Annotated in this window: 12 protein-coding genes and 1 tRNA gene; 8 read left to right on the top strand and 5 right to left on the bottom strand. The window is 63.7% G+C overall.

Annotated features, from left to right (window positions below):
* Positions 1–193 precede the first annotated feature (193 nt).
* Positions 194–1,567: a 16S rRNA (cytosine(967)-C(5))-methyltransferase gene (locus tag KBY75_RS07290; RefSeq protein WP_396098076.1), complete on the top strand. Its 1,374-nt coding sequence runs from the start codon at positions 194–196 to the stop codon at positions 1,565–1,567.
* Between the two features lie 7 nt (positions 1,568–1,574).
* Here the strand turns inward: KBY75_RS07290 and KBY75_RS07285 are convergent, their stop codons facing one another.
* Genes KBY75_RS07285 through KBY75_RS07275 form a run of 3 tightly spaced genes read right to left on the bottom strand, consistent with a single transcriptional unit; the run spans position 1,575 to position 4,898 of the window.
* Positions 1,575–3,632, bottom strand: coding sequence for a transglycosylase domain-containing protein (locus KBY75_RS07285; RefSeq protein ID WP_255023481.1), 2,058 nt, complete (start codon positions 3,630–3,632; stop codon positions 1,575–1,577).
* 58 nt (positions 3,633–3,690) lie between these two features.
* Positions 3,691–4,671: a chlorophyll synthase ChlG gene (chlG, locus tag KBY75_RS07280; protein ID WP_396096562.1), complete on the bottom strand. Its 981-nt coding sequence runs from the start codon at positions 4,669–4,671 to the stop codon at positions 3,691–3,693.
* An 11-nt stretch (positions 4,672–4,682) separates the two neighbouring features.
* Positions 4,683–4,898 (bottom strand): DUF2862 domain-containing protein, encoded by a 216-nt coding sequence (locus KBY75_RS07275; RefSeq protein ID WP_254935863.1) that lies wholly within the window; start codon positions 4,896–4,898, stop codon positions 4,683–4,685.
* Between the two features lie 57 nt (positions 4,899–4,955).
* On the opposite strand from KBY75_RS07275, the gene hisF reads away from it, so the two are divergent.
* The 7 genes from hisF to KBY75_RS07240 all read left to right on the top strand — a co-directional run bounded on the left by hisF (position 4,956) and on the right by KBY75_RS07240 (position 10,095).
* Entirely contained in the window at positions 4,956–5,741 is a 786-nt protein-coding gene (gene hisF, locus KBY75_RS07270; protein WP_254935864.1) for an imidazole glycerol phosphate synthase subunit HisF, read from the top strand.
* 45 nt (positions 5,742–5,786) lie between these two features.
* Positions 5,787–6,071, top strand: coding sequence for a hypothetical protein (locus KBY75_RS07265; RefSeq protein WP_255023471.1), 285 nt, complete (start codon positions 5,787–5,789; stop codon positions 6,069–6,071).
* Positions 6,058–6,762 (top strand): bifunctional demethylmenaquinone methyltransferase/2-methoxy-6-polyprenyl-1,4-benzoquinol methylase UbiE, encoded by a 705-nt coding sequence (ubiE, locus tag KBY75_RS07260; protein WP_255023470.1) that lies wholly within the window; start codon positions 6,058–6,060, stop codon positions 6,760–6,762. Before KBY75_RS07265 ends, ubiE begins: the two co-directional genes overlap by 14 nt.
* A 62-nt stretch (positions 6,763–6,824) precedes the next feature.
* Entirely contained in the window at positions 6,825–7,715 is an 891-nt protein-coding gene (gene glyQ, locus KBY75_RS07255) for a glycine--tRNA ligase subunit alpha (RefSeq protein WP_255023469.1), read from the top strand.
* Positions 7,712–7,906 (top strand): hypothetical protein, encoded by a 195-nt coding sequence (locus KBY75_RS07250; protein ID WP_255023468.1) that lies wholly within the window; start codon positions 7,712–7,714, stop codon positions 7,904–7,906. Before glyQ ends, KBY75_RS07250 begins: the two co-directional genes overlap by 4 nt.
* 64 nt (positions 7,907–7,970) lie before the next feature.
* Positions 7,971–9,974, top strand: a complete 2,004-nt coding sequence (locus KBY75_RS07245; protein WP_255023467.1) for a ComEC/Rec2 family competence protein — start codon at positions 7,971–7,973, stop codon at positions 9,972–9,974.
* Positions 9,975–10,010: 36 nt separating this feature from the next.
* Positions 10,011–10,095: transfer RNA gene (locus tag KBY75_RS07240), tRNA-Ser, on the top strand.
* Positions 10,096–10,378: 283 nt separating this feature from the next.
* Here KBY75_RS07240 and KBY75_RS07235 read toward each other — a convergent pair.
* Positions 10,379–10,561, bottom strand: coding sequence for a ribbon-helix-helix domain-containing protein (locus KBY75_RS07235; RefSeq protein ID WP_254935872.1), 183 nt, complete (start codon positions 10,559–10,561; stop codon positions 10,379–10,381).
* A gap of 706 nt (positions 10,562–11,267) precedes the next feature.
* Positions 11,268–11,801 carry a hypothetical protein gene (locus KBY75_RS07230; RefSeq protein ID WP_255023466.1) on the bottom strand — a complete coding sequence of 178 codons (534 nt, stop codon included), beginning with the start codon at positions 11,799–11,801 and terminating at the stop codon, positions 11,268–11,270.
* Between the last annotated feature and the right edge of the window lie 409 nt (positions 11,802–12,210).

Raw genomic sequence — 12,210 nt, 5'->3', positions numbered from 1 at the left:
GTGGTCAGAGTATTCGCAGTGTGCCGCTGAAGCCTCAGATAGCTGCAGCGTGATGCTCGGGCTGCGGGCTCAACCAAGACCCCTTTTTGTTGAGGCTGACCCCGGATTCACTTTCTCAGGAGGCCCTAGCTAACTACCAAAAAACATCCACCACCTCCTCCTCTCCCCTGCCGCTTCCCCCTGCGCGCTAGTTGTGGAGCCTTGCCCTCCGCCGCCCCACGCCCTGGCACCCGCCCCCGCAACCGAAACTCCCGCGATTGGCCTGGCGCCGCGCCAGCTCGCCTGGCAGGTGTTGCTGGCGGTGGGCGCTGGCGCCTACGCCGATCTGGCGCTGGAGCGGGAGCTGCAGCGCCATCCCCTTGAGGGCGCCGACCGGGCCCTAGCCACCGAACTGGCCTACGGCGCCATTCGCCAGCGGCGCCTGCTCGATGCCTGGCTCGATGCCCTCGGCAAGGTGCCCGCCGCCCGCCAGCCGCCCAAGTTGCGCTGGCTGCTGCACCTAGGGCTCTACCAGCTGCTGTTCAGCAGCCGGGTGCCGGCCTCTGCCGCGGTGAGCACCACCGTGGAATTGGCAAAACGGGGCGGACTCGGCCGGCTGGCGCCGGTGGCCAATGGCCTGCTGCGGGCCTGCGGGCGCCGGCGCGCGGAGGCCGGGCCTGAGCCCTGGGATGGTCTGGGCCCCCTGCCCAGCGACCCCGCCGCCAGCTATGGCCTGCGCCATTCCCTGCCCGCCTGGCTCGCTGAGCTGGCGTTGCAATGGCCTGATCCCGAGGCCTTCGGTCTGGCCTGCAACCAACCCCCCGCCCTCGACCTGCGCCTCAACCTGCTGCGCACCACGCCTGCTGCTGCTTTGGAGGCCTTCACTGCCGCCGGGATCGAGGCGGCCCCCCTGCCGGATCTGCCCGGGGGCCTCACGCTCCTGGGCCGCAGCGGTGAGTTGCGCGCCCTGCCCGGCTACGCCGAGGGCCACTGGTGCGTGCAAGACCGCGCTGCCCAGGCGGTGGGTTTGCTGCTCGATCCCCAGCCCGGCGAGCGGATCCTCGATGCCTGCGCCGCCCCGGGTGGCAAGAGCACCCATCTCGCTGAGCTGATGGCAAACCAGGGTGAGGTGTGGGCCGTGGATCGCTCCGAGGGGCGCCTGCGCCGGGTGGGCGTCAATGCCGCCCGCCTTGGCCTGCAGTGCATCCACACCCTGGCCGCCGATGCCACCGCCCTAGCGGCTGAGAAGCCTGAGTGGCTCGGCTGGTTTGATCGCATCCTGCTGGATGCCCCCTGTTCGGGCCTAGGCACCCTGGCCCGCCACGCCGATGCTCGCTGGCGGATCAGCCCTGAAACGATCACCGAGTTGGTGCCGCTGCAGCGGTCCCTGCTGGAGGCCCTGCTGCCCCTGCTCAAGCCGGGCGGCCAGCTGGTGTATGCCACCTGCACCGTGCATCCGGCTGAAAACGGCGAGCTGCTCGCTGGCTTCCTTGCCGATCACCCCGGCTGGCAGCTGCAGCAGAGCTGGCAGCGTTGGCCAGCCGCCAGCGGTGGCGACGGCTTTTTTGCCGCCCGGCTGCAGGCTTAAGGCGGGGTTAGGGGGGCGGTGGTGGCGCCACCACCGGGGGTGGCGGAGCTTCCAGCGGCGGTGGTGTGGCGGGCGCCGGGCTGGGGGCAGCAGGGGTGCTTGGTGTTTGCGCCTGGGGGGCGGCAGGGCTGACCGGCGCGGCTGGTGTGTAGGGCTGCTCGTTGAGACTGGGGGTGGGATCAAGCTCCAACGGCTGGGGTGCCGGCTCACGCCAGCTTTCGGTGCTGGCTGCCGGTTCACGGCGGCGCTCGGCTTGCTTTTTGTCCAGCCGGTAGGTGTCCTCTAGCTGCGGCTTGGGCGGAAACTGGCGCACTGGCAGGTCCTTGCTGATCGGCGCCATAAAGGCCCTCCAGGCGTAGGTGGCCACCACGCTGGTGTCCTTGGTGGTGCGGCTGTCGTCGTAGCCGAGCCACACCCCGGTGGTGAGCTGGGGGATCGAACCGATAAACCACAGGTCGCGGCCCCCCTCTGAGGTGCCCGTCTTACCGGCCACGGGCCGGTCCGGCAGGGCCGCGCCGCCGCCCGTGCCCGACCGCACCGCCCGCTCCAGCATCCACAGCATCAGGGCCGCGATGTCGCTATTGACGGCCCGGCGACCTTGATCGCCATCCACCCGGCGGCTCCACAGCAGCTCGCCATCGGGGCCGAGGATCTCCTCAAACGGTGTGGGTTTCACGTAGATGCCACCGTTATTGATGGCGGCGTAGGCGGCGGTCATGTCCACCACCGTTTGCTCGGTGGCGCCGAGGGCGAGGGGGTAGAAGCGCCCCAGCTCTCGGGTGATGCCGAGGCTCTTGGCCGTTTCGATCACCTTGTCGAAGCCCAGCTCCTGCAGCAACCCCACCGCCACTGTGTTGAGCGAGTTCTGCAGCGCCATCACCATCGACACCGAACCGAAGTAACGGTTGCCGAAATTCTTGGGGCAGTAGCCGGCGAAGCAGCGGGCCGAATCGCGGAATAGCCGCTCCGGCAGCATCCCCTGCTGCAGGGCCGTGAGATACACAAACAACTTGAAGGTGGAGCCGGGTGAGCGCAGGGCCTGGGCTGCCCGATTGAACTGGCTGTCCTTGAAGTCGGTGCCGCCCACCATCGCCCGCACCAGGCCTGTTCCGGGCTCCATCGCCACCAGAGCGCCCTGCATGCTGCCGCTGGCATAGGTGTTCACCGCCGACTGGGCCTTCTCCTGCCAGGCCAAATTGACGCTGCTGCGCACTGTCAAACCACCCACCTCGAGCTGCTCGGGGCTGAGCACCTTGGGCAGTTCCTGCTGCACCCAGCCGCTGAAGTAGGGGGCTCGGCTGTCCCAGTATTTGGGTTCGGCTGGCTTGAGTTGCAGCGGTGCCGCTTCAGCCTGCTGTTGCTCACTGACACTGATGAAGCCCGCCTCCTCCATGCGGCGCAGCACCACGGCCCGCCGCTCCAGGGCCAGGTCAGGATTCACCAGGGGTGAATAAACCGAGGGAGCCGGTGGTAGCCCTGCGATCAGGGCGGCTTCCGCAAGGGTTAGCTGTTCCGGGGTTTTTGTGAAATACACCCAGGCCGCGTCGGCAACGCCGTAGGCGCTCGAGCCGAGATAAACAACGTTGAGGTATTCGGTGAGGATCTGAGGCTTGCTGAGCTGGCGCTCGAGCTTGCCGGCCAGGGCGGCCTCTTTGAGCTTGCGAATCAGGGTGCGGTCCTGGCTCAGAAATACGGTGCGGGCCAGCTGCTGGGTGATTGTGCTTGCCCCCTCTTCCACCGAGCCCTTGCGCAGGTTGCGCACCATGGCCCGGCCGATCCCCACCGGGTCGATGCCGTTGTGCTGATAGAAGCGCCGGTCTTCCGCGGCGATAAAAGCCTGCTGCACCAACGGCGGCATCGTTTCGGGCGTCAGCTTCTCGCGAGTTACCGGTCCGATTTTGTGCACCACCTGGCCGTCGGCCGAGAGGATGGTGAGGGTGCCTGGGCGGTTGAAGTGGTTGATGCCACGGGCGTCGGGCAGCAGGCTGTCAAAGCCCGCCACTAGCGCCGCCTGGCCGCAGGCAACGCCGCCGCCAATCAGGGCGGCAAGCAGCCCTACTCCCACCAGGTTCGTGCGGCGGGGCTGGGGAGCTTTGCCGGTGGCGGGGCGCTGGCGGTTCACCTCAGCTAACGAGGGAGCTGTGGCCGATTGCCAGGGCGGTCACGAGCATGCCGAGCACCAGGAATGGTTGGGCGCTTGCCTGGTATTTGACATCGAATGCGACTGGATCACGCAGCAGCCAGATGTCCTGGAAGGTGATCTGGGGAATGATCAGCAGCACCAACAACACCGACGCGAAGTGCTGGCCGATGGCAATCAGTACGGCCACCATCGCCAGTTGAAACACATCGATCATGCCGGCGCTGATCCAGCTTGCTTTCTCGATACCGAAAGCCACCGGAAGGGATTGCAGGCCCATGGCCCGGTCGCCCTCGACGCTCTTGAAGTCGTTGACCACGGCTATGCCTAGGCCGGCTAGGGAGTAGGCCAGGGTGAGCAGGGCGGTGGTCCAGGTGAGCTGGCCAAAAAGAGCCTGGCCGGCCCACCAGGGCAGGGCGATGTAGCTGGCGCCAAGGGCGTAGTTGCCAAGCCAACCGTTTTGCTTGAGCTTCAGCGGCGGAGCTGAATAGATGAAGCTCACAAAGGAGCCGCCCAGGGCAAGCAGCAGCAGCACCGGGGTGGTGTGAGCGGCCCAGAGATCAAGGCCGTAGGCCACTCCTAGCCCTGACAGCAGCAGAATCCAGATCTGGGCCTTCACCTGGCCTAAAGGAATCGCTCCTGAAGGAATCGGCCGGTAGGGCTCGTTGATCGCGTCGATTTCGCGGTCGTAGTAGTCGTTGATCGTTTGGGTGTAGCCGGCCAGCAGGGGCCCGCTCATCAGCATGCAGGCGATCGAGGCGCCCACCTCGCTGATGCTCCAGTGGAAATTGCCTGAGGCGGCAGCACCGCACAACACACCCCAAATCAGGGGTATCCAGGTGACCGGCTTCATCAGCTGCAGCCGGATTTTCCAGATACTGCTGGTGCCGCTGGCACCCTTCATGCCGAGCAGCTGACGGGCACCGCCGCCGCTGGCCGCTTCGGGATTGGGGGTGTTGCTCAACGGCCTAGGCCTCAGGCGAGGGTGAGTTCGTCGTCAAAGAACCAGGCGATTTCACCATCGCTTAGTTCAACAACCACGCCGATGCCCTTGCCATCCACCGTGCGGAAACCGGTTACGGTGCCGATGGAGTCTGCCTTCAGGGAGTCAACCATTTTGCTTGAGATGCGATCCCGAACCCGGGTGACCCGCACCTTCGAGCCGATGTTGATGGTGGCAGCCTGGGACATGGCCGGCGCGACTGGAAAGTGGCGCAACCTTAACAGTGCCCTACGGAGCTTGAGTCCATGGTTGCCAAGCGGATCATTCCTTGTCTCGACGTGGCCGATGGCCGGGTGGTGAAGGGGGTGAATTTTGTTGGGCTGCGCGATGCCGGTGATCCGGTGGAGCTGGCCTGTCGCTACAGCGCCGCTGGAGCCGATGAGCTGGTTTTTCTCGACATCGCCGCCAGCCACCAGGGCCGCGGCACCCTGGTGGAGCTGGTGCAACGCACCGCTGAGGCGGTCACGATCCCCTTCACCGTGGGCGGTGGCATCAGCAGCGTTGAGGGCATCACCGAGCTGCTGCGCGCCGGCGCCGACAAGGTGAGCCTCAACTCATCGGCCGTGCGCGATCCCGAGCTGGTGGCCCGCGGCGCCGAGCGCTTTGGCTGCCAATGCATCGTGGTGGCCATTGATGCCCGCGCCAGAGCTGGTGGGGGTTGGGATGTTTATGTCAAAGGTGGCCGCGAGAACACGGGCCTCGATGCGGTGGCCTGGGCCCGGCAGGTGGTGGCCCTCGGAGCTGGCGAGATCCTGCTCACCTCCATGGATGGAGATGGCACCCAGGCGGGCTACGCCCTGGAGCTCACCCGGGCCGTGGCCGATGCGGTGGAGGTGCCAGTGATCGCCTCCGGCGGTGCCGGCTGCATCGACCACCTGGCTGAGGCCCTCGACCCCGGGCCGGCGGGTGGCCACGCCTCAGCAGCCCTATTGGCCTCCTTGCTCCACGATGGGATCCTCAGCGTCGAGCAGATCAAAACGGAGCTGCTGGGTCGTGGTTTGCCAATCCGGCCCCTCGCATCGAGTTGTTAAGCCTCGTTACATTGCTTAAAGACTTTCACTTAACACGGCCAGAGCTTGTTTTCCGCCCTCCCCGTACTCCCTCCTCCCGCCTCCACCGCAATTGCCCTCGGCATGGTGGCGGCGGTGGTGGCTTTGATTGCTTGGGCGCTGCAGCTGATGCAGGCCGCCAGTGATCGCCGGGAATTTTCGCTAATGCTGGCTGGCTGCATGGTGTGCTCAGCGGCAGTTGGCCTGGCCACCGTGATGGTGCTCACCTTCACCAGCCCCAGCCTGCTGCCTGCTGTGGATGCGGGCATCAGCCTCGATTCGATTGTGTTGCCCTGGGATGGCCAGCTTTAGGCCCGGAGATCCACAGGCGGTTCAGGAGCTGTTCGAGCAGATCGCGCCCCGCTACGACCAGCTCAACGACCTGCTCAGTTTTGGCCTGCATCGCCTCTGGAAACGTCAGGCGATTGCTTGGTTGCAGCCCCAGCCTGGCCAGCGTCTTTTAGATCTCTGTTGCGGCACCGGCGATCTAGCCCTAGTGCTGGCTTCCCGGGTGCGGCCAGGTGGCAGCGTGCTCGGCATAGATGCGGCGGCTGCCCCCCTGGCAGTGGCGGCCAGGCGGGCAGCCGCCCAGCCCTGGCTAGCGGTGAGCTGGCAGCAGGGCGATGCCCTGGCCACGGGCTTGGCGAGCGCTAGTTGCGATGGGACCGTGATCGCCTACGGATTGCGCAACCTTGCTGAGCCAGGTGCGGGCCTGCTGGAGTTGCGGCGACTGTTGCGCGATGGAGGCCGAGCCGCAGTGCTTGATTTCAACCGCACCTCTGGGGCGGTAGCGAGCTTCCAGCGCTTTTATCTACGCCGGTTGGTGGTGCCCACCGCAGAGCGGTTCGGCATTCCCGAGCACTACGCCTACCTGGAGGAGAGCCTGCAGCGCTTTCCCACCGGCTCCGAGCAGCAGCAGCTGGCGCGGCGGGCGGGCTTCAGAGAAGTGCGGCATCGGCCCTTAGCAGGTGGCCTGATGGGTTTGCTGGAGCTGGTGGCCTGAGGGGCTGCCGGCACCGACAATGGAATCACGATCCAGCCCTCCCACCAGACCAGGAAAGAAGAGTGAATTTCCAGGACATTATCGCGACCCTGAACCGCTTCTGGGCCGACCAGGGCTGCCTGCTCCTGCAGCCCTACGACACCGAAAAGGGCGCTGGCACGATGAGTCCCCACACGGTGCTGCGGGCGATCGGGCCCGAGCCCTGGGCCGTGGCTTACCCCGAACCTTGTCGCCGCCCCACCGATGGCCGCTACGGCGACAACCCCAACCGGGCCCAGCACTATTTCCAATATCAGGTGCTGATCAAGCCCAGCCCCGATGGCATCCAGGAGACCTATCTGGCCTCGCTGGAAGCGCTGGGCATCCGCGCCAAGGATCACGACATCCGCTTTGTTGAAGACAACTGGGAATCGCCGACGCTGGGCGCCTGGGGGGTGGGCTGGGAGGTGTGGCTTGATGGCATGGAGGTCACCCAGTTCACCTATTTCCAGCAGTGCGGCGGCCTCGATTGCCGGCCGGTGTCGATTGAAATCACCTACGGCCTCGAGCGCCTGGCCATGTATCTCCAGGATGTGGAGAGCATCTGGGATCTGAGCTGGGATGGCAATCGCTCCTATGGCGATATCTGGCTGCCCTTTGAGAAGGGCCACTGCGCCTACAACTTCGAAGCCTCCAACCCCGAGCGGCTCAAGCAGCTGTTTGCCATTTATGAGGCGGAGGCGGCAGATCTGGTGGCCAAGCAGCTACCCGCTCCAGCTCTGGATTTCGTGCTCAAGTGCAGCCACACCTTCAACCTGCTGGAGGCCCGCGGCGTGATCTCAGTCACGGAGCGCACCGCCACGATCGGCCGCATTCGCACCCTTGCCCGTCAGGTGGCGGAGGCCTGGCTGGCCGAACGCGAAGCCCTCGGTTTTCCGCTGCTAAGCGAGGCCAAGCGCCCCGTGGCGGCGTGAAGAGGCTGCTGCAGCGCAGCTTGCTGGTGGTGGTGCTGGCCGGCGGCAGTTTCCAGTTGGGGCGCCTGAGTGAGCGGGCCGTGTGGCCCTGCCGGCTGCGCCCGGTGGCCAAGCTGGTGGCGCCGCTAATGGGCCAGGAGATGCCGAGCCGGGAGCTCTGCGAGCTGCTGCTGCAGCTTCCGCGCCTCTAACCTCAGCCCTTGTGGGAACCCTGGCTGGGTTCATGCGGAGTGGCCAGTGGCCTGTTGTGGGGGTGTGGCGGGCACTGCCGGCGCAGCCGGGCCGCGCCTAAAGCCGCTTTTGTGGGGCCTGCTTTTGGCCCTGCTGCTGCTGCGGGTGGGCTGGCTAGCGTTCACGCCGCCCCAGCCGGCGGTCGGTGATCCAGTGCTTCAACTCCAGGCCGCTGGTGGTCCGCTGGAGATGACGCTGCGGGGCATCCTGCTCAGTGATCCGGTGCCTAGCGGTGCCCCAGTGCCCAGCGGTGGCAGTGCTGCCTGCCGGGCCCTGCTGCAGCTGCCCGTGGGTCGCACCGAACTGCGCTTCGGCGATTGCCCGGAGCTGCAACAGGGTTGGCGCCTGCAGGTGCAGGGCCGCCTGCGGCGCCCCCAGGTGTCACCCCATCCGCTGCTGGCCGCACCAGCAGAGCGACTGGCGCGTCAGGGAAGCTTCAGCCAGCTGCAGGTGCAGGATTTTGAGGTGCTGCAGCGTGCGGCAACGCCGGTGGCAGACCTGCGCCGCCGCATGGCCCAGGCGCTGGTGCAGCATGCTGGCCCAAACAACGGCAGCGTGCTGGCGGCCCTGGTGCTCGGGAGCGCCGTGGTGCCCGTGCCGGCGGAGCTGCGCGAGGCGTTTCGGGCAGCGGGGCTATCCCATGCCCTGGCGGCTTCCGGCTTCCATTTGTCGGTGCTGCTGGGCGTGGTTCTGCCCCTGGGCGCGCGCTTGCCGCGGCTGGGGCGGCTCACCTTGGCGGCGGCGGCGATGGGCCTGTTTGTGCTGTTGGCAGGCCCCCAGCCCTCCGTGCTTAGGGCAGTGCTGATGGGGGCCCTGGCCCTGGGGGTGGTGGAGTGCGGCTACCGCGGTAGGCCCTTGGGCATCCTGGTCGCCAGCGCCCTGGTGTTGCTGCTGGCGCGGCCCGACTGGCTGCTCGATGTGGGCTTCCAGCTCAGCGTTGTGGCGACTGCTGCGCTGGTGGTGTCGGCCCGACCGCTGGAGCTGGGCCTGCGCCGCTGGCTGCCGGGTTGGTTGGCGGTTGCCACGGCGGTGCCCCTGGCGGCTTCGCTCTACACCCTGCCTCTGCAGCTGCTGCACTTCGGCGTGGTGCCCCTCTATGCGGTGCCGGCCAATTTGGTGGTGGCACCCCTGCTCACACCCCTCACCCTCGGGGCGATGGCCCTGGCCTGCCTGGCGGTGCTGCTGCCGCCGCTGCTACCGCTTGCCACCGCGCCCGTGGCCTGGCTTGCCAATGTGTTGGTGGCGGTGGTCAAGGTGTTTGCGGCGCTGCCCATGGCCCAGTGGCAATTGGGCCGCCCCGCCCCGGGCCTGGTGCTGCTGTTCAGTGTGGCGTTGCTGGCTCTGGCCTGGCCTGCCCTGGCCCGGCGCTGGCGCCTGCTTGGTGCTGCCCTGTTTGCGCTGGTGGTGGCGGTGCAGTTCAGCTTGCTAAGCGCCGACCAGTTGTTGCTGGTGCACCAGGGGCGGCTGGATCTGCTGGTGGCGCGGCACCAGGGCCGGGCGGTGCTGGTGAGCAGTTCAGGTGATGGCTTCAGTTGCAGCCAGGCCAGCCAGCTGGCCCGGGGCCTGGGGGTGCAGCGCTACGACTGGGCCTTACTGCTAGATCCGCTGGCGCCCGAGCAGCCGCACTGCTGGCAGGGGCAGGCCGGCCTGGTGATGGCCAGTGCCGATGGCAGTTTGCCGTTTCAGCCTGGCCAAAGGCTGGCTAGCCCTGGGCTGAGCGCCGCACCGGTGGCGATCGAGAGCCGGGCCATTCAGCTGCAGCTGGGCCGCTGGCGCTGGTTGCTGTTGCCCGACCGCCAGGCGCTCTGGGCCTGGCGGCAGCTGGCCGCCGATGGCTCAGAGCCAAGCGTGCTGCGCGGCCGGCTTGATGGCGTCTGGCTGGGTTTTGCACCCTCCGCCCGCGAGCGCCGCCACCTCAAGGAGCTTGGCGCCAAGTGGCTGTGGCTCAGTGGCGCCACCCCGGCGGGCTTGCCAGCGGCCTGGGCGGCCAGCGGTCCCAGTGGATACCTGCAGGCCGCCCTCGGCTGACCGATCCTTAGAGTGACGCAGGCCCAGCGGGTCTTTGGAGAGGTGGCTGAGTGGTCGAAAGCGAACGACTCGAAATCGTTTGAAGGGAAACCTTCCGTGGGTTCGAATCCCACCCTCTCCGCTTCTCAATAGTTTTTAAAGGGTCTGATTCGTCCAGACCCTTTGCTGTAACTGGGTTCTTGGTGGGTGGGTGGTCCAGGTGGATCCGCCCGAAAACAAGGGTCTCTGCCTGTTGTGTTGTTGGACTGCTGATATGCCCTTCTCTGACGCGCAGGTCCGCACTCTGAAGGCAGGTCATTGCAGACGGGTCATTGCAGACGGGTCATTGCAGACAGAGCGAATCTGTCGGGGATTCCGCTAGAAGCCCTCTGGCGCAAGAGCGTATCGACTGTAGATGATGTTGATTACGCCTCTTTTGAAAACCGCTCTAGAAGGTGGGATGCAAGGTTGCTAAGCGACCGCCCCTCGCAATCGCTTTTCGTCAGCAAATATCTATAAACGGTATGGGGGATGGTGACGCTGATTCGTTGTGGTTTTCTAAAGGCAACTGGAGTTTGATCGCTCCCTTGGGATTCGTGAGTGCCCATGGTTGGTAGGTCGTGCCTGGATTTGGCGACCCCCAAATTATCCTGAAAGTGAATTAGCGCAACCTCTCCAATGCTGTGACCCGCATTACGCCGTCCCTGCATTATGTCGTTTCTGCATCATTTTTCGCTTTTTGTCTAAACTGCTACTGCGACTCGTCTTTGGAAAGAATATCTTTGGCTACTTCTGAGAATGAGCGACTAGTTTTCTCTGCAATCTTGCTAATTTTTCCACGATCTCGTCGCTTAATTCCAGCTCTATTCGCTTGGGAAAGTCTCTTGGGTCAAGGCGAAAAAAGTTGTCGCATTGTCTTTCGTCGTTGCTTGTAAAATTGTGAAAAATGGATATAAAGAATCTTTGTTATTGCCTTATTCCTTTTCAATCCTAACTATTTTGCCCTCCCTTCGCTGTTCTGTTTTTCGGAAATCAACAGATAGGCGCTCAGCAGCGGTTGTGCTATTCCATCCCGTTGTGCCTGACCTTGAAGACTCTTGATGGCATCACTAACTTCTGTGTCGTATTCCCAACTGGTTTGTGACCGCTCCTTCTACTGAGAAGAACATCAGGATGATCGTTTGCCATTTCCGCTTGGGGTGAGTGGATGATGGGGCGCCGGGCGATTGTGCCAGGGCGCAGTTGAGGCGACCTCAGCAACAGGCGATCCCACTATTTAACAATCGCTGCTTGCCTAAAAATATTGTGATTCTGTCAGGCAAATCGCGATATCTGCCATTCGGCATTGCCTTTACTCTGCGTAAGATGAATGATGTTTTCAAAATCTTTCTCGCCCCTCCACTTTAGTTCAGCATTAATGCCAAGATTGTCGGACGAAGTATTGTTATTTAGCCTTAAGCGTGCCACCGCAAATTCCAATATTTTTAATGTGTGGGGCAGCTGGGCGGCCCATCGGTGGTGTTTATTTTCGTATTTTATCTCTATTGAAAGATTCTTGATTGCAGCATTTAGCGCAGATGGATCGTCAATTAATTCTTCTTTGCTTTGATTGCCATCGCTGCAAGAATTGACATAGAAGTATATGCTTCCTTTGATTGCAGGCGCTTTTAGGATGCTATCGCTGCCAATCTTGGCAAGAAGTTCCTTATTCTCATCAATCGTCTCCTCGCCAATGTGTCTGCCCAACAGCTTTGGAGCGCCTGGCTGTTCGTTCATTGCTGCTGGGTCGTGTGGTTGAAGTGTGGCAGGGGATTGCCCCAGTAGAGGCAGGCAGAGTCCTGTTCCCACTGGCAGCTGCAGTCACGATGAGCGGCAACCATCACGCTCTGGGCGGCATTGAGGTTTGCCAGGTCAATGGTGGAGAAGTCGGTTGGCATTGGTCTGAACCTATTGGATCTGCACTCGGGACCTTGCGGAATATTCCACTGGGTTCGGCTGTATATATCGCTACGGCATTCTTATGAATTTGCTTTAGAAATGGCAGATTCAGCGGAGTCGGTATGGATTTCTCTGGTTCGCCTTTCCTTCTTGCCTTTGTCGCCCTGGTGGGGTTTGTTGTGGTTGAAGTAGTACTTAAGTTTGGTGCCTGACATTCTGGTGCCTTTGCTGGGCAGGGAAGCAATAGGTGATTAGCAGTGCTTTGCTCTACTAAGGTGCTTGACGTATTGTTTTTGGCTTAAATCAACCACAGTAATAT

This window comes from Cyanobium sp. T1G-Tous (assembly GCF_024345455.1).
In the GTDB taxonomy this organism is placed as follows: Bacteria; Cyanobacteriota; Cyanobacteriia; order PCC-6307; family Cyanobiaceae; genus Cyanobium_A.
This window is presented reverse-complemented; position numbering and strand designations above follow the sequence as displayed.